We start from the raw sequence: 16,060 nt of genomic DNA, 5'->3' as shown, positions 1-16,060 counted from the left end.
ATAGCTTTGAAAAACCTTGAGTTTTTTTACCATTTTTCATTCTTATTTCTTCGGTAAAAAGGGAAAAGTTTTCGCTTCTGTGTTTAATTGATTGATATACAAATAAATGTAGTATTTTTTTTATAATTCTGTGAGTAAGCTTTTCTTTTTAATTCATAATGCACAGCAGGGTTACTTTTAGGTTATTAATGATTGCCAATCCTTAAAAATTTTTTAAGCCTTTAAAAAAACGAATATATCAATGGAAGATGTTTTCTTGCTCAGCCTTTCAATATATTTTTCTCGCTGATATAAAGGCTTATAAATAGAAACAGATGCGAAGGGATTTATTTATGTGCAAAATATTCCCATTTTATTAGTATATTACGGGTGTTTAAAGAGAAAAATAATGTTATTTAACTTAAATTGGTTAAGTCAAAAAATTAAAAAGGGAAAAATTTCTATATTGATTATTTTGAATGGCATACTTAACTCTCAAGCTCAAGAAAAGCCAAATATTGTTTTGTTTTTAGTTGACGATATGGGGTGGCAAGATACTTCTGTGCCTTTTGCCTCTGGACAAACAGTATTAAAACAAAAATATCATACACCAAATATGCAGCGATTAGCTGAGCGAGGGATGAAATTTACAAATGCTTATGCCACACCCGTTTGTAGCCCGACAAGGGTGAGCCTGATGACGGGTTTAAATGCTGCGCACCATAGGGTTACAAATTGGACTTTTAAAAAAAATCAATTAGTAGATGAGAAAGATAGTATTTTAACCCCTCCTCACTGGAATGTGAACGGCATGTCGCCTGTGGATTCCATTCCTCGGACTGTTTATGCTACGCCCTTACCCACATTATTGAAAAAACAAGGTTATTTCACCATTCATATTGGTAAAGCCCACTTTGGTGCTATTGACACGCCTGCAGAAAATCCCTTGAATATAGGTTTTGATGTGAATGTTGGGGGACATGCAGCGGGGAGCCCATCCACTTATTTAGGTGAAAAAAATTATGGAAATGCTAAAGGTCTATATTCGCCTCCGTGGGGAGTTCCAAATTTAGAAGAGTTCCATGGGATGAAGGTCTTTTTGACGGAGGCTTTAACTCAAAAAGCGATTGAAGCATTAAATCAACCTATTCAAGAAAAAAAGCCATTTTTCCTTTATATGTCACATTATGCGGTGCATGTGCCTTTAGATAAAGATGATAGGTTTTTGCAAAAATATCTAGATAAAGGATTGGATGCAGAAGAAGCTAAGTATGCGGCTTTGGTTGAAGGGATGGATAAAAGTTTAGGAGACATCATGGATTTTCTAGAAAAGAAGAATTTGGAGGAAAATACCGTGATTATTTTTATGAGCGATAATGGAGGTTTAGCACTTTCTCCTCCACGTGGAGGTGAGGCTTTCACTCAAAATGCGCCATTGAAATCGGGTAAAGGCTCTCTGTATGAAGGCGGAATACGTGTGCCAATGATTGTAAAATGGCCGAACCTTATTGAACCAAAATCAGAATCTAGTCAATACATCATGATTGAAGATTTTTTTCCTACTATTTTAGAAATTTCTGGTTTGAAAAATTATGAATCAGTGCAGGAGATTGATGGAATTAGTTTTTTTCCTCTTTTCAAAAATTCAGCTTTAAAAAACGATTATAGAAAACTAATTTGGCATTTCCCCCATAAATGGATTCCCACAGATGCGCCAGGAATAAACTATAAATCGGCTATAAGGCAGGGCGACTGGAAGTTAATTTATGACATGAAATCTGAGAAAAAAGAATTGTATAATCTTAAAAAAGATATTGGTGAGGAAAATGACTTATCACAAAAATACCCAGAAACTGTTAATCACCTGTCTCAGTTGCTAGGCGAGCAGTTAGAAAAATGGAATTCCCAGATGCCATTTAATGAAATCAAAAACAAAGTAGTGCCTTACCCACATCAAGTTTTAAATGATTGATTAAAAACTTTATTCATTTTATCATTCAGCTTTGAATATAATTTAAAGAAATTCACCCTTGTGTATCTGATAAATAAATTTGATTGTAAATAAGTTAAATACATGAGCGACTTCCTTCATCTCATCAATTAAAACAAATTTGCATAATTCAAAAACGTAAAATACATTTGCGGACAGGTTGAGAAAAGAGAAAAATCTCAACGGAAAGTTTTAACAAAAAAATAACGAAATTTTAACAAATGAAATTTGTGAGTTTCAAAATAAAGTGTAAACACACACACACACAAGTAATGAGCTAAACAACTCATTATCAATAACTTATAATAATTTATTGCTTCCCTTCGGGAGCGAACCTCAAAGCCGTGCAAGAAAATCTTGTGCGGTTTTTCTATTTTCACCTGTGTGAGAGTAGTAATTTCTTCAAAAAGAAGAGCCTCACGGGTTGGGGCTCTTTCTAAATGAAGAAGCAAAAAAAAGTTGCAAAAAAACAGCAAAAATTTAATGAAGAAAAGAATAAATCAAAAAAAAAATAACCAAAAAAAATTAAAACAAATGAAGAAATTATTACTTTCTTTCGTTGTATTGCCAGGAGCTTTAGCTATGGCTCAGGTGGGCATTAACACAGAAGAGCCACAAGCCATGCTAGACATCAGCGCAAAAGACAACCAAAAAGGAGACCTGCGCATACAAGATGTTGAGGAGAAAGAAAAGACCGATTGGATTTTAATATGGGATGAAAATGACCAAAAGGTGAATCGCACAAGCCTCTCAGAGATTAAAAGAGAAATATTGAATGAGATAAGGATAGATTATATTCGTAAGAAGTATCCAGACAGAGCAGGGGATATCATCAATAAAATCAAAAAATGTACGCCAGAAAACATAATTTTTGATAAGCACTTTGGTGACGGCAAGCATGATTTTGTGTATTGCGCTACAACTGTAAATGTAACTGATTATTATACTGATACTAATTATAATAAAACATGGCTCAACCTCAACCTTGGAGCAGAATACGCCAACATAAATAGTCCTCATTTTAACCCTACCGTTAATAAAACAGGAGAAACTATCCACACTGACGAAAATCTCTACGGTTCATATTACCAATGGCAGCGAGCGAGTGATGGGCATGAGTTTAAGAATTCAGAAAAAACCAGAGAAAAAGCCTCAAGTTGGACAAACACAGGCGAAGCAGCAGGGAAGTTTATTACTGACAGTTTTGACTGGGTAGACGGAGGTGAAAAAGCATCAGGTTCAGAAATACAGTTGTGGCAAGCAGGCGGAGTTAATAACCCTTGCCCGTTAGGTTACCATGTTCCGACTATAGAGGAGTGGACGGTATTAATCAATCTTTTAGAACGTGATGATAATAGAATGTTTACACAGACTAAGTTGCCAAACCTTGCAACTGGTGGCTCCCGTGACTTTGATGGTTCACTGGAGAACGATGGTTCTGGGACCTACTGGAGTAGCTCTTCTGAGGATGCATTCTACCGCTCTGATACGTTTTACTTCCACAGCGATGGCAACAACTACGGCTATGTGTACTACTCCGGCACCCTCCGATATGCAGGGAAGAACGTGCGTTGTATTAAAGATTAAAGCTTTTTAGCCCTCCGTAAGGAGGGCTATTTTTTTATAGCTTTTTTTAGTTTAATGCTTTTTATTTCATTAAAATTTTTATTAAGAAATTAAGGCTACAAAAAGTCTTGGAGCTTAGAAAGCTAGTGTAATTATCATATTATCAGTTAGCCTTAAGTGTGGTAAATTTTAGCTGTTTGCATCACTTATTCTACTAAATTAAAAGGGATAATGGGTTTGAAAGTAACTTTCATCCTTTTCAAGGTATAGTTTTTGATTTAAATCTTCTTAAAATTAAAATAATGAATTTACAAGATTTAAGAAAGTTTGATACAGTAGTGGAAGCACAGGCAGCTTTGAGAGAAAGTGGCTATGCGGAAGAGTTTGATACAAAGGAAGGCAAAGTCTACGCTCTTTCTAGTCAGAAAGAATATCAGCCCGAGGAGTTAAAAATTGTTGCCGATGCACGTTTTGAAGGAATGTCAAATCCTAGTGATAATATGGTGCTGTATGTGATAGAGGCTAAAGATGGAGTAAAGGGAACAATGTTGGATAATATGGGAGGTTCAGAGTCGGCACAAGACCCTGAATTGCTTAAAAAAATCCCGATGGATAAAAATGAAGATTCTAAATAGAATCTAAGCAGCTTTTAAATGGAAAGGAGTTTCTTGTGAGGGACTCCTTTTTTTGAGATTTAAAATTTTTTAAGGCTTAAAAAATTTATCGTTATTTGGCTTGAGAAAATCCTTCTCCAAACCCCACGGCTAAATCATAGCGGCTACCCCACGGGCGGTAATATAAAATTGCACTATATTCGTTCTCTGTTTCCCAAAAAGATCCAGTGATTTTTTCTGGTTTCAAAATTTCATCTTCCACCAAGGCAAAACTATAGTTGTAGTAGCCTTGCTTCAGTAGGCGGTCGCAGACCCAATAGCCGCTAGTGGCGTCGTAGATTAAGTAATCATCTTCGGTGCATTCAAAATTGTTAAACGCTCCAAAAACACAAATTTTGGAGCTTAAAGATAAATTTGGCGCATCGAGAGCAAAGTGAACGCGCGTGTAGTCGGCTTGGATGTCGGGGGAGAGCTCTTGATTTCCTTTAAAAACTCGTGGGTAAAAATCTCCATTAATATCAGGACGATCTAGGTATGGTAAATCAGGATTAAATTTAATGGGGTGTAAAATTGTTTGGGTAATGCTGTCTTTTATAATATTTTCGGTAGTTAGACCTGCAATATTTAAATTTTTAGTGTCAAAAAATTGATATTCTACCCCTCCTTGGAAGCGTAAATGATTTTGTGCAAATTGCATTTGATGATTTTGTAGAAAAGAAGCATCATGCAGAATTAAATGATTGTTCAGGTTATTATTTTTATAAATCCATAACTGGTAATCTTGCGTTTTGGTGAAATCCATTTTCTGTGAATTTACCAAGGCTTCAATTTTTTGATTAGCTCCATCAGCATGCGGGAACCGATCGACTTTTAAACCAATAGAAGCAAGGTTTTCGTAGACGATAAAACGACGAGAGAAAAGCACTTTATCGTTGTTTAAAACTTCAATTTTATAATTTCCACTCATTGTAATTTTAAAATCACGGTTAGGAATTTCTAATCGGTAATGGGTGTAATTTTGTCGTGTATTAAAGGAATGCTGGTAATCTCTAATTCGATTGGATAAAAAACCAGTCGAAAACTCTGAGTCAAAAGCATTGCTTTTCTTCCAACGGGCATCATAGCGTGTGATTTTGTAGGAGAGCTGGGTAGAAGTTTGATTTAGAATGTCAAAAGATAAAATCATTTTTTGATTGATTTCCATCACAGGGTTTGAATCGTTTCTTTGAGTGTTTATCAGACGAATCGTAGCAACAGATTGAGCGTGCAAGAAAGATAAACCACAGAATAATAAAAGTAAGTATTTATACATAAGAGGTAAAATTAAATTATTTTTTTTAAGTCTTAATAAATTTTTCAAGAAATTAGCGGCTGGGGTTTTTTGTAGATGACAGAATAAATGTATTTTTGTGCGGAATATTGTAATTTTTTAAGATGTCCAAAGACATAAGAATTAGCAAAGGTTTAGATATTAAGTTAGTAGGAGCGGCTCGGCCAGAGATTTCTACAGCGCCTTTTTCTAAGGAATTTGCGCTAGCCCCTAAAAATTTTCATGGTATTACGCCACGTTTGATTAAAAGAGAAGGCGATTCAGTAAAAGCGGGAGAAGCAGTTTTCCATTCTAAAATTAATGAGAAAATTGTATTTCCTTCGCCAGTTTCTGGTGTGGTGAAAGAAGTGAGGCGAGGAGCCAAGCGTGTGATTTTAGATATTTTGATAGAACCTAGCGGAAGTCAAGAGTCTGTTTTGCACGAGGTTCAGGGAATTGAGCAAAAATCAGCTGAAGAAATTAAGGATTTACTGCTAAAAGCGGGAGTGTGGCCTTTTATCAAGCAAAGACCTTATGATGTGATAGCAAACCCAGAAGATGAGCCGAGAGATATTTTTATTTCAGGGTATAATTCTGGGCCATTGGCAGCAGAGGTGGAAGTGCTGTTAAAAGATAAAAAAGAGTTCTTACAGAAAGGAATTGACGTTTTGTCTAAATTAACTAGCGGTAAAATCCATTACACTGTAAATGGTAAAGGAAATTCTGACTTAGCTGATTTGGCTAATGTTGAAACTCACAAAGCTTATGGTCCTCATCCAGTAGGAAATGTGAGTACACAAATTGCAAAAGTTAATCCCATCAATAAAGGTGAAAAGATTTGGGTGGTAAAACCTGAAGATGTAGCCGTAATTGGAGAATTGGCAATTACAGGGAAAGTTAATTTTGAAAAAATTGTAGCTGTGAACGGCGGCCAAGTACAAAACCCACATTATGTAAGAACAATTTATGGGTCAAAGATTTCCGATGTAGTTTCAGGATTTGATTTTGTGAGTGATAATAATAGATTTATTCAAGGAACGCCTATCAGCGGAGAGAAATCTTCGTTAGATGAATACCTTGGTTTTTATACCAATCAGGTTTGTGTGCTGGAAGAAGGAGATGACTATGCATTCTTTGGCTGGACTTTACCTCAGTCTAATAAGTTCAGTGTTTTGAGGGCAAACATGTTTTCTTTTTTGACTCCAAATAAGAAGTATAATTTAACGACTAATACCAACGGGGAAGAACGAGCTTTTGTTTTAACGGGAGTTTATGAAAATGTATTTCCTTTAGATATTTACCCGATGCAATTGATGAAAGCTTGTCTTTATAATGATATAGATGAACTAGAAGGTTTGGGGATTTATGAAGTAGCACCAGAAGATTTTGCTCTAACGGAGTTTGTGTGTGTATCCAAACTTCCACACCAGCAAATCATCAGAAAAGGGCTTGATAATATGATAAGAGAGGTTGGTTAAATTTCAAGAAAAAATGAGTTTAAAAAATAGTTTACATAATTTAAAAGAAAAATACAGAGGGACCAAAATATCTCCTGTATTCAACGCATTTCATACCTTTTTATATACGCCAAATATTGTTTCTGCAGACAGAGGCTCTCAGATTCATGACGCGTCAGATTTAAAGAGGGTGATGAATACAGTCATTATAGCTTTAATTCCATGCTTGCTTTTTGGGATATGGAATGCGGGCTACCAACATTTTTTGAATGACGCGGCTTACAACGCTCCTGTTCCTGGATTTTTAGATTCATTCAGCACAGGAATGGCTTGGGATTACATTTGGATAGGCTTAAAGAAAATACTTCCCTTGCTTATTGTTTCCTACGGAGTTGGTCTAGGAGTTGAATTTTTGTTTGCAGCAATCAAAGGACATGAAGTAGAAGAAGGTTATTTGGTTACTGGCATGTTGGTGCCGTTGATTGTACCAATTGATTTGCCATTATGGATGTTAGCGGTAGCAGTAGCTTTTGGCGTTGTGATAGGGAAAGAGGTTTTTGGAGGTACAGGAATGAATATCCTAAATCCAGCCCTTACCATCCGTGCATTTTTATTCTTCGCTTACCCGACTTGGATGAGTGGAGATAAAGTATGGGTGCAAGGAGCTGTAGAAAGAACCAATGAAATTGCTGCTGGAGCTAATATTGATGCTATTTCGGGAGAAACCATCTTAGGTTCTTTAGCTCAAAATCACAGCATATCTTATAGTGTAATGGATATGTTTTTAGGTTTTATTCCTGGTTCCGTGGGTGAAACCTCTACATTGCTTATTCTTTTAGGGGCGTTGTATCTAATCTTTACTAAAGTAGGAAGTTGGAGGATTATATTGTCAACATTCTTAGGCGGAATAGTGATGGGATTAATTTTTAATTTTGCAGTAACAAGCGGATGGGTTGATGCAGGAAGTAAATTTTATGGATTGATGAGTACTCCTTGGTGGAAGCATTTATTACTTGGTGGATTTGCTTTTGGTGCGGTATATATGACAACAGATCCAGTGACAGCATCTCAAACGAATAAAGGAAAATGGATATATGGATTTTTAGCAGGTTTTATTGCTATTATGATACGAATTTTTAATCCAGCATACCCTGAGGGCGTAATGTTAGCAATTTTATTAATGAATGTATTTGCTCCTACGATTGATTATTATATCATTCAAGGAAATATTAAAAAACGTAAAAAAAGAATAAAGGTTAAAACAGCGTAAGATGGCAAAAAATACTGACAGTAACGTATATACAGTTGTTTTTGCTGTTATAATGGTGGTAGTTGTAGGGGCTATATTGGCTTTTGTAGCATCATCTCTTAACGGTAAAATAAAAGAAAACGAAAGATTAGAGACTCAGCAGAATATTTTATATGCAATGGGTGAAAATCAAGATGAAGAACCTTACACGGGGGCAGGATCAGTAAACTTTATCCCAGCAGAAAAAGCGGAAACTGAATTTAAGAAATACATCAAGAAACAATATGTTTTGCAAGGAGATGAAATGAAAGAAGATCCTGAAGCTTTTACCATTGATATCAAAAAAGAAGAAGAATTATCAAAAAAAACAGACTACCAAAGAAGACTTCCTCTTTTCATAGGAGAGAGAGATAATCAAGAATTTTATATCATACCGATGAGAGGGAAAGGTTTGTGGGATGCTATTTGGGGTTATTTAGCTTTAAATAATGACTTGGAAGTGCAGGGCGTTTATTTCGATCACGCAAGTGAGACTCCAGGTTTAGGGGCGAATATTAAAGAACGCTATTTCATGGATGATTTTCATGGTGAAAAAATTCTTGATGAGAATAACAATTTAGAAGGAATTACTGTAGCAAAAGGAAATATGGACCCTCTAAATGAAAGAAAAGATGACTTTAAAGTAGATGCAATCTCTGGAGCGACTATTACAGGAGATGGTGTCACAGCAATGATTAATAACACATTAGATATGTACTTGCCATATCTTCTTAAATTATCAAAAAAATAAATTATGGCTTTATTATCAAAAAAGCACAGAGCTCTAGTCACAAATCCATTGAATGATGATAACCCTATCACGGTTCAAGTACTTGGGATTTGTTCGGCATTAGCGATTACAGCACAATTGAAGGCTTCGATTGTAATGGCGCTATCAGTTGTATTTGTGTTAGGAATGGGAAATGTTGTAATTTCTTTACTGAGAAATGTTATACCTTCTAAAATTAGAATTATAGTACAATTGGTAGTTGTAGCAGCACTAGTAATTATTGTAGACCAAGTTTTGAAAGCTTTTGCTTATGAGCTGAGCAAGCAACTTTCTGTATTTATTGGTTTGATTATTACCAATTGTATTATTATGGGACGTTTTGAAGCATTTGCTTTAGGTAATAAGCCCTGGGATTCATTTTTAGATGGTATAGGTAATGCGGCTGGGTATGGAATTATTCTAATTATTGTAGGTTTCTTTAGAGAACTTTTAGGTTCAGGAACATTATTAGGATACCCTGTATTAGGAGACCCTATACAGAAAACAGGCCTATATGCTTTGGGCTATGAAAATAATGGTTTCATGTTGTTATCTCCAATGGCATTAATAACTTTGGGTATTATCATTTGGATTCAAAGAATTAAAAATAAAAAACTAATTGAGAGCGAAGCTCACTAATTTCATTAACAATGTTAGAACATATCGAATTATTTTTTAAATCCATATTTGTTAACAATATGGTATTTGCAACTTTTTTAGGAATGTGCTCTTACTTGGCAGTTTCTAAAAAAGTTTCGACCGCAGTTGGATTAGGTGCGGCCGTTATATTTGTATTAGCTGTCACAGTTCCAATGAACTGGCTTTTAGATCAATATGTATTAAGAGATGGAGCTTTAGCTTGGATAGGACCACAATTTGCAGATGTCAATTTAAGCTTTCTTTCATTCATTCTGTTTATTGCAACCATAGCAACCATGGTTCAGTTAGTGGAAATTATTGTAGAAAAATTTGCACCTTCTTTATATAACTCACTAGGTATTTTCTTACCTTTAATTGCTGTAAATTGTGCCATTTTAGGAGGCTCTTTATTCATGCAATCGAGAGATATTCCTTCTATAGGCTTAGCTTTCAACTATGGAATAAGCTCTGGGATTGGTTGGTTTTTAGCTATACTAGCCATTGCTGCTATACGAGAAAAAATAAGATATTCTCATGTTCCAGCTCCGCTACGAGGGTTAGGAATTACATTTATCACAACAGGATTGATGGCCATTGGATTTATGAGCTTTGGTGGAATGTTAACCAGTGATGGTAAAAAAACAGAAGTAGAAGAAAGTTCTGCTCAAATTCAAGAAAATAAAAATATTCATGAAGACAACGCTGAAAAAAGTAAAAATACAGCGTATGTTGATTTAAAAGAAAATAAATAACAATGAATTTATTACTTTATACATTTGCAGCAGCTTCAGCAGGAACGACTATATTGGCAGCAGTAGTTGCATTTTTAGTATTAATTTTATTTTTAGTAGGTATTTTATTATTTACAAAACAAAAATTAGCTCCATCAGGGCCTGTTCAAGTTACGATAAATGATAATGAAAAGATTACAGTCCCTTCAGGAGGGTCTTTATTGTCAACATTAGGAGAAAAGAAAATATTTTTACCCTCTGCATGTGGTGGTGGAGGTACTTGCCTTCAATGTGAATGCCATGTAGACGAAGGAGGAGGAGAAGCCTTACCTACCGAAACACCCCACTTCACAAGAAAAGAACTTCAGCAAGGAGCTCGTTTAGCATGTCAAGTGAAAGTAAAACAAGACATGAAAATTAGAATTCCAGAAGAAATTTTTGGAATTAAAAAATTTAAAGCAAAAGTCGTTAGAAATTACAACGTAGCATCTTTTATCAAGGAATTTGTAGTTGAAATTCCAGAAGATATGGAATACAAGGCAGGAGGGTATATTCAAATTGAAGTACCTAAATGTACTATTCAATTCAAAGATATGGATATTACTGCTCACCCTGAAGATCATCCAGGAGAACCTGATAAATTTAAGATGGAATGGGATAAATTCGGTCTTTGGTCGCTTGTGATGAAAAATGATGAGGAAGGAGTGGAACGAGCTTATTCAATGGCTTCTTATCCTGCTGAAGGAAGAGAAATCATGCTAAATGTACGTATCGCAACACCTCCATTTGATAGAAAGAATAACAAATGGATGGATGTGAACCCAGGTGTTGCTTCCTCTTATATCTTTAGTTTAAAAGAAGGTGATGAGTGTGTGATTTCAGGACCTTTTGGTGAATTCTTTATCAATGAGGATTCCGATTCAGAAATGATCTACATTGGTGGTGGAGCAGGAATGGCGCCGATGCGTTCACACCTTTATCAATTATTCCATACCTTAAAGACAAACCGAAAAGTATCTTATTGGTATGGAGGTCGGTCTAAAAGAGAACTTTTCTATGTGAGATATTTTGAGGATTTAGCTCAAAAATTTGATAATTTCAATTTTTATTTGGTGCTATCTGAGCCTTTAGAAGAAGATAATTGGAAAGCTAAAAAGGATATTCATGACCAAGAAGGTGATGGTTTCGTAGGTTTTGTTCATCAAGCGTTGATAGATAATTATCTGAATCAACACGAAACACCAGAAGATGTAGAGTTTTACTTTTGTGGACCACCATTAATGAATGATGCTGTCGTAAAGATGTGCGATGAATTTGGGGTACCAAAAGAGAATGTAAGATTTGATGATTTCGGAGGATAAAAAAATAAAAGGTGGTAAATAAAACCACCTTTTATTTTTTAAGAATGAGATGATTTAAAAGCTTATTCACTTATTTTTCAAATTCCAGTTATTTAACCCAATAAAAATTTTTATTTAAATAAAGCCTTAGAAAATTTTAAAGGAAATAACACTTTAAATAAATCTTTCCTTAAATTTACAGAGTGGAAAACTTTTTAATGCAAGCCAAAACGCTTTATGGTTTTGAAACTATTTTAGCCAAAGAAGTCAGTGAGCTCGGTGGAGCAGATGTCAAAATAAAAAACAGATTGGTTGAATTCTACGGTGATACAGGCTTTATGTACAAAGCCAACTATAGTTTGCGTACAGCTCTACGGATTTTAAAACCTTTGAAAAAAGCAAAAGCTAAAAACGAAGATGAACTTTATGAATTAGCCAAAGACTTTACTTGGGAAGAAATATTTAATTTCAATCAAACCTTTCGTATTGATTTTACGATTTACTCACCCAACTTTAAACATTCTCAATTTGCTGCTTTACGAGTAAAAGACGCTATTGCAGATCGTTTTATGGAAAAGTTCAGCAAGAGACCAAATGTCGAAAAAAATCAACCTGATATTATCGTCAATTTACACATATCTCACACGACGGTCACCCTATCTTTGGATACCTCAGGAGAACCACTTTTCAAGAGAGGGTATCGCGTTGAGACTGGCCCTGCACCCATCAATGAAGTTATGGCTGCAGGACTGCTCAAAATGGCAGGTTGGGAAGGCAAAGGCAATTTTCTTGACCCAATGTGTGGTAGTGCAACCCTGCCTATAGAAGCGGCGATGATAGCGATGAACATCCCCGCTCAATTGCACCGTAAAGATTTTTCTTTTATGCATTGGAAGGATTTTGATGCCAAATTATGGGAGAAAATTAAAGAAACTCGGTTGAATCGAATTCAAGATTTTTCAGGAGAAATATGGGGTTATGACATTAATATGCTAATGGTAAAAGTTGCAGAGCAAAATGTGAAAAGCGCTAATTTACAGGATTTTATAAAATTAAAGCAAGTCAACTTCTTCCAAACGAAAAAAGATTTATTCCCACTGCTAGTCATTTTTAATCCACCTTATGGCGAAAGGATGGAAATTTCTACCGAAGATTTTTATCAAAAAATGGGGGAAACTTTTAAAGAAAATTACCCAAATACCTATGTTTGGCTAATCACTTCAGACACCGAAGAAATTAAAAATATTGGGCTGAAACCTACACAGAAGATGAAGATGTACAACGGGAAAATCGAAACAGAATTTGTTAAATACGAAATTTATGAATAAAAGAAAAAGTAATGAAGTTAGCTTTAAACTCCCTGAAGGAGGCTACAAAGGAACAATCAACGCTAGAGGATTTGCTTTAACCTTGGATGAGCCAGAAGACCAAGGGGGGACCAACCAAGGAATGACACCCATGGATGCCCTTGCAAGCGCACTGGCGGGTTGCATCGGGATTACGCTTAGAATGTATGCTGATAGAAAAGAATGGAAAACAGGAGAAATTTTTGTGGAAATTTATAGCATCAAAAATGATAATAATGAGTTGGAGTTTCATAAAAATATCAGTTTTGAAAATGATGAAAAATTAACCAAAGAGCAAAAGCAACGCTTGTATGAAATCAGCTCTAAATGCCCAGTTTCAAAGGTTATTCAAGCAGCTAATCCTGTAATTTTAGACTAATTTGGCAATTGATTTTTCTACTTCCTGGGTTGAAACTTTAAACCAGCATGGCAAAGCTCAGAAGCCTTGCTATTTTATCATTGATTTTACAGGAGAAAATGGACATGTTTTTTCTGAAAAAGAAAACAGCGATGTCATTTTTGATTTTTCAGAAAAATCAAAAAAAAATTTAAAGCCTTTGGAAATTTACCCTAAGCCCATTGATGAAAAAAAATTTTTTAAGGCTTATAAAATCGTGCAAAATGCTCTGCAACGTGGTGATTCTTATTTAGCTAATCTAACATTTTCTACGCCTTTAGAAATTAATTATTCACTAAAAGAAATTTTTGAAACCAGCCGAGCTAAATACAAAATTTTATTTAAAGATAAATGGGTTTGTTTTTCGCCAGAAACCTTTATCTCGACGCGAGAAAATAAAATTTTCACTTTCCCGATGAAAGGAACCATCAATGCAGAAATTCCACAAGCGAAAGAGAAATTAATCCAAAATCTAAAGGAATTAGCAGAGCATTTTACCATTGTTGATTTGCTGAGAAACGATTTGAATTTGATTTCAAAAGAAGTGAAAGTCAATAAATTTAGGTACTTGGAGGAAATTAAAACGCAAAAAGGGTCGATTTACCAAGCCAGTTCAGAAATTGAAGGGAAGTTACCGCAAAATTGGCAAAACCAAATGGGCGAAATGCTTCAAAAATTATTGCCAGCAGGTTCTATTTCGGGCGCACCAAAACCAAAAACTTTAGAAATCATCCACTCTGCAGAAACGCATCAGCGGGGTTTCTATACTGGAATTGCGGGGCATTTTGATGGCAAAAATTTAAATACCGCTGTGATGATCCGTTTTATTGAGAAAATAGATGGGCAATTTTTTTACAAAAGCGGTGGCGGCATTACAGCTCAGAGCATAGCAAAAGAGGAATATCAGGAAATTCAAGATAAAATATATATCCCTAGATGATAGAAAAAAAATTCATTGAAAGCATCTGTGCCATCGATGGTGAAATTAGAAATTTAGCGTATCATCAACGGCGGGTTAATCAGACTTTTCAGCAAAATTTTAAAAGAAAAGCTTTTGAATTAGAAGAATTTTTAAAGCCTTTAGAAATTCCCCAAAAAGGGAAAATAAAAATCAGAGTGGAATACGCCGAGAAAGTTCATTTAGTGGAATGGCAAGCGTATCAGGCGCAGCAGCATAAGCATTTTACATTGGTAGAAGCGGAAGGTTTTGATTATTCTTTTAAATATAAAAACAGAGATTTTTTTAAAGCCTTTCAAAAATTTGAACCTATTTTCATCCAGAAAAATCAAATCACAGACAGCAGCTACGCTAATTTAGTTTTTTACAAAAATCGGGAATGGTTCACGCCAGAAACTTATCTGCTCAACGGGACAAAACGGCAGTTTTTACTAGATAATAAATTAATTAAACCCTTAGGAATTGGCGTGAAAAACTTGGTGGATTTTGAGAAATTTGGTTTGATTAACGCCATGCTGGATTTGGAAGAAAATATTTACCCTATTGAAATATTGTTTGATAAATCCTCATAAATCTCAAAAATAAGTGCCGATTCATAGCCCTTTTGTTGCATATAATTCACTACTTTCATTTTTCTACGGAACTCATTTTTTTCTTGAATAAGTTGGATTTTTTTCTGAATTAAATCTTTTGCCGTTTGGTAATATTCATCTGCATCGATTTCCTTGCTCAGACTTTGCTCAACCAATCGGGGCAGGATTGAACGTTTTTTTAATTCCACTTTAATTTTCAATTTCCCCCACTTTTTTTGATTAAACTTCCCTCGCACAAAACTGTGAGCAAAACGCTCTTCATTCAAAAAATTTTCTTGAATCAAGTAAATCAAAATTGCTTCTCGAGCTTCAGGAATCAGATGGAATTCATTCAATTTTTTCTCTACATCAAAATGGCATCGGTCTTGGTAAGCACAATAATGCCCCATTTTTTCCTTAATTTCGTCGACAGTAAAAGATTTTTGTGGTTTCACGTTGCTAAATTATATTTTTACATCGAAAAACTACAAATATGAAGATTGGATTATTTTTTGGAACCTTCAACCCCATTCATCAGGGGCATTTAATTTTAGCCCACCACATTCAGCAATATTCAAGTTTAGACCAAGTATGGTTTGTAGTGACGCCTCGCAGTCCGTTCAAAAAAAATGAAAACCTTACTGATGATTACACGCGGCTCAATATGGTGGAGTTGGCGATAGAAAATTACCCAAATTTATTTTCTAGCACGATTGAATTTAGGTTGCAACAGCCTAATTATACGGTGACAACTTTAGCCATTTTGAGAGAGAAATACCCGCATCATGAATTTTCGCTCATCATGGGTGAAGATAATTTAGGAGGCTTGCACAAATGGAGAAATTCAGAGTTTTTGGTCAGCGAATATGATATTTGGGTTTACCCGCGCTTACACCCTGGCAGTAAAACGCCACAAGTGGATATGCAGCGAATCTTTAGAGTAGAAAATGCCCCTGTGATTGAAATTTCTTCCACGTTCATTCGTCAAGCTATTGCTGAGAAAAAAAATGTGCGACCACTTCTGCCGCCAGAAGTTTTTCACTTTATAGACGGGAGCAATTTGTATCAATAAAAATTTTTTAAGCCTTAAAAAATTTTACTAAAA

Annotated in this window: 16 protein-coding genes; 14 read left to right on the top strand and 2 right to left on the bottom strand. The window is 35.1% G+C overall.

The window, feature by feature from the left end:
* The first annotated feature begins 388 nt into the window (after positions 1 to 388).
* The 3 genes from QOX03_RS07695 to QOX03_RS07685 all read left to right on the top strand — a co-directional run bounded on the left by QOX03_RS07695 (position 389) and on the right by QOX03_RS07685 (position 4,170).
* Positions 389 to 1,951: a sulfatase gene (locus tag QOX03_RS07695; RefSeq protein WP_283670668.1), complete on the top strand. Its 1,563-nt coding sequence runs from the start codon at positions 389 to 391 to the stop codon at positions 1,949 to 1,951.
* 552 nt (positions 1,952 to 2,503) lie between these two features.
* On the top strand, positions 2,504 to 3,556 hold the full coding sequence (locus tag QOX03_RS07690) for a fibrobacter succinogenes major paralogous domain-containing protein (protein ID WP_283670667.1): 1,053 nt from the start codon (positions 2,504 to 2,506) through the stop codon (positions 3,554 to 3,556).
* 281 nt (positions 3,557 to 3,837) lie between these two features.
* Complete coding sequence (locus QOX03_RS07685) at positions 3,838 to 4,170, top strand: phosphoribosylpyrophosphate synthetase (protein WP_119057717.1); 333 nt, start codon at positions 3,838 to 3,840, stop codon at positions 4,168 to 4,170.
* 91 nt (positions 4,171 to 4,261) lie between these two features.
* Here the strand turns inward: QOX03_RS07685 and QOX03_RS07680 are convergent, their stop codons facing one another.
* Positions 4,262 to 5,461 (bottom strand): type IX secretion system plug protein, encoded by a 1,200-nt coding sequence (locus QOX03_RS07680; protein WP_283670666.1) that lies wholly within the window; start codon positions 5,459 to 5,461, stop codon positions 4,262 to 4,264.
* Positions 5,462 to 5,583: 122 nt separating this feature from the next.
* Between QOX03_RS07680 and QOX03_RS07675 the strand changes: the two genes are divergently transcribed.
* From QOX03_RS07675 to QOX03_RS07630, 10 genes are all read left to right on the top strand, one after another.
* Positions 5,584 to 6,936 carry a Na(+)-translocating NADH-quinone reductase subunit A gene (locus tag QOX03_RS07675; protein WP_283670665.1) on the top strand — a complete coding sequence of 451 codons (1,353 nt, stop codon included), beginning with the start codon at positions 5,584 to 5,586 and terminating at the stop codon, positions 6,934 to 6,936.
* A gap of 13 nt (positions 6,937 to 6,949) precedes the next feature.
* Positions 6,950 to 8,185: an NADH:ubiquinone reductase (Na(+)-transporting) subunit B gene (locus QOX03_RS07670; protein ID WP_283670664.1), complete on the top strand. Its 1,236-nt coding sequence runs from the start codon at positions 6,950 to 6,952 to the stop codon at positions 8,183 to 8,185.
* A 1-nt stretch (position 8,186) separates the two neighbouring features.
* Positions 8,187 to 8,954, top strand: coding sequence for a Na(+)-translocating NADH-quinone reductase subunit C (locus QOX03_RS07665; protein WP_283670663.1), 768 nt, complete (start codon positions 8,187 to 8,189; stop codon positions 8,952 to 8,954).
* Positions 8,955 to 8,957: 3 nt separating this feature from the next.
* On the top strand, positions 8,958 to 9,611 hold the full coding sequence (locus tag QOX03_RS07660) for an NADH:ubiquinone reductase (Na(+)-transporting) subunit D (protein ID WP_283670662.1): 654 nt from the start codon (positions 8,958 to 8,960) through the stop codon (positions 9,609 to 9,611).
* Positions 9,612 to 9,622: 11 nt separating this feature from the next.
* Positions 9,623 to 10,363, top strand: a complete 741-nt coding sequence (gene nqrE / locus QOX03_RS07655; RefSeq protein WP_119057722.1) for an NADH:ubiquinone reductase (Na(+)-transporting) subunit E — start codon at positions 9,623 to 9,625, stop codon at positions 10,361 to 10,363.
* Positions 10,364 to 10,365: 2 nt separating this feature from the next.
* Positions 10,366 to 11,703 carry an NADH:ubiquinone reductase (Na(+)-transporting) subunit F gene (nqrF, locus tag QOX03_RS07650; protein WP_119059187.1) on the top strand — a complete coding sequence of 446 codons (1,338 nt, stop codon included), beginning with the start codon at positions 10,366 to 10,368 and terminating at the stop codon, positions 11,701 to 11,703.
* Positions 11,704 to 11,900: 197 nt separating this feature from the next.
* Positions 11,901 to 13,010, top strand: coding sequence for a THUMP domain-containing class I SAM-dependent RNA methyltransferase (locus QOX03_RS07645; RefSeq protein ID WP_119059188.1), 1,110 nt, complete (start codon positions 11,901 to 11,903; stop codon positions 13,008 to 13,010).
* Positions 13,003 to 13,407: an OsmC family protein gene (locus QOX03_RS07640; RefSeq protein WP_283670661.1), complete on the top strand. Its 405-nt coding sequence runs from the start codon at positions 13,003 to 13,005 to the stop codon at positions 13,405 to 13,407. Before QOX03_RS07645 ends, QOX03_RS07640 begins: the two co-directional genes overlap by 8 nt.
* A gap of 1 nt (position 13,408) precedes the next feature.
* Positions 13,409 to 14,365: an aminodeoxychorismate synthase component I gene (locus QOX03_RS07635; protein ID WP_283670660.1), complete on the top strand. Its 957-nt coding sequence runs from the start codon at positions 13,409 to 13,411 to the stop codon at positions 14,363 to 14,365.
* Entirely contained in the window at positions 14,362 to 14,955 is a 594-nt protein-coding gene (locus tag QOX03_RS07630; RefSeq protein WP_283670659.1) for an aminotransferase class IV, read from the top strand. The genes QOX03_RS07635 and QOX03_RS07630 overlap by 4 nt, the downstream gene beginning before the upstream one ends.
* On the opposite strand, the gene QOX03_RS07625 is transcribed toward QOX03_RS07630, so the two are convergent.
* On the bottom strand, positions 14,919 to 15,410 hold the full coding sequence (locus tag QOX03_RS07625) for a regulatory protein RecX (protein WP_283670658.1): 492 nt from the start codon (positions 15,408 to 15,410) through the stop codon (positions 14,919 to 14,921). The genes QOX03_RS07630 and QOX03_RS07625 overlap by 37 nt on opposite strands.
* A 38-nt stretch (positions 15,411 to 15,448) precedes the next feature.
* On the opposite strand from QOX03_RS07625, the gene nadD reads away from it, so the two are divergent.
* Positions 15,449 to 16,027, top strand: a complete 579-nt coding sequence (gene nadD, locus QOX03_RS07620) for a nicotinate (nicotinamide) nucleotide adenylyltransferase (RefSeq protein ID WP_283670657.1) — start codon at positions 15,449 to 15,451, stop codon at positions 16,025 to 16,027.
* Positions 16,028 to 16,060: the final 33 nt, after the last annotated feature.

This window comes from Candidatus Ornithobacterium hominis (assembly GCF_951229915.1).
GTDB classification, from domain to species: domain Bacteria; phylum Bacteroidota; class Bacteroidia; order Flavobacteriales; family Weeksellaceae; genus Ornithobacterium; species Ornithobacterium hominis.
This window is presented reverse-complemented; position numbering and strand designations above follow the sequence as displayed.

Excerpts from the sequence above, each read along its gene's own strand:
- QOX03_RS07695 (WP_283670668.1), top strand. The coding sequence starts at position 389 with ATGTTATTTAACTTAAATTGGTTAAGTCAAAAAATTAAAAAGGGAAAA.
- QOX03_RS07690 (WP_283670667.1), top strand. The coding sequence starts at position 2,504 with ATGAAGAAATTATTACTTTCTTTCGTTGTATTGCCAGGAGCTTTAGCT.
- QOX03_RS07685 (WP_119057717.1), top strand. The coding sequence starts at position 3,838 with ATGAATTTACAAGATTTAAGAAAGTTTGATACAGTAGTGGAAGCACAG.
- QOX03_RS07680 (WP_283670666.1), bottom strand. The coding sequence starts at position 5,461 with ATGTATAAATACTTACTTTTATTATTCTGTGGTTTATCTTTCTTGCAC.
- QOX03_RS07675 (WP_283670665.1), top strand. The coding sequence starts at position 5,584 with ATGTCCAAAGACATAAGAATTAGCAAAGGTTTAGATATTAAGTTAGTA.
- QOX03_RS07670 (WP_283670664.1), top strand. The coding sequence starts at position 6,950 with ATGAGTTTAAAAAATAGTTTACATAATTTAAAAGAAAAATACAGAGGG.
- QOX03_RS07665 (WP_283670663.1), top strand. The coding sequence starts at position 8,187 with ATGGCAAAAAATACTGACAGTAACGTATATACAGTTGTTTTTGCTGTT.
- QOX03_RS07660 (WP_283670662.1), top strand. The coding sequence starts at position 8,958 with ATGGCTTTATTATCAAAAAAGCACAGAGCTCTAGTCACAAATCCATTG.
- nqrE (WP_119057722.1), top strand. The coding sequence starts at position 9,623 with ATGTTAGAACATATCGAATTATTTTTTAAATCCATATTTGTTAACAAT.
- nqrF (WP_119059187.1), top strand. The coding sequence starts at position 10,366 with ATGAATTTATTACTTTATACATTTGCAGCAGCTTCAGCAGGAACGACT.
- QOX03_RS07645 (WP_119059188.1), top strand. The coding sequence starts at position 11,901 with ATGCAAGCCAAAACGCTTTATGGTTTTGAAACTATTTTAGCCAAAGAA.
- QOX03_RS07640 (WP_283670661.1), top strand. The coding sequence starts at position 13,003 with ATGAATAAAAGAAAAAGTAATGAAGTTAGCTTTAAACTCCCTGAAGGA.
- QOX03_RS07630 (WP_283670659.1), top strand. The coding sequence starts at position 14,362 with ATGATAGAAAAAAAATTCATTGAAAGCATCTGTGCCATCGATGGTGAA.
- nadD (WP_283670657.1), top strand. The coding sequence starts at position 15,449 with ATGAAGATTGGATTATTTTTTGGAACCTTCAACCCCATTCATCAGGGG.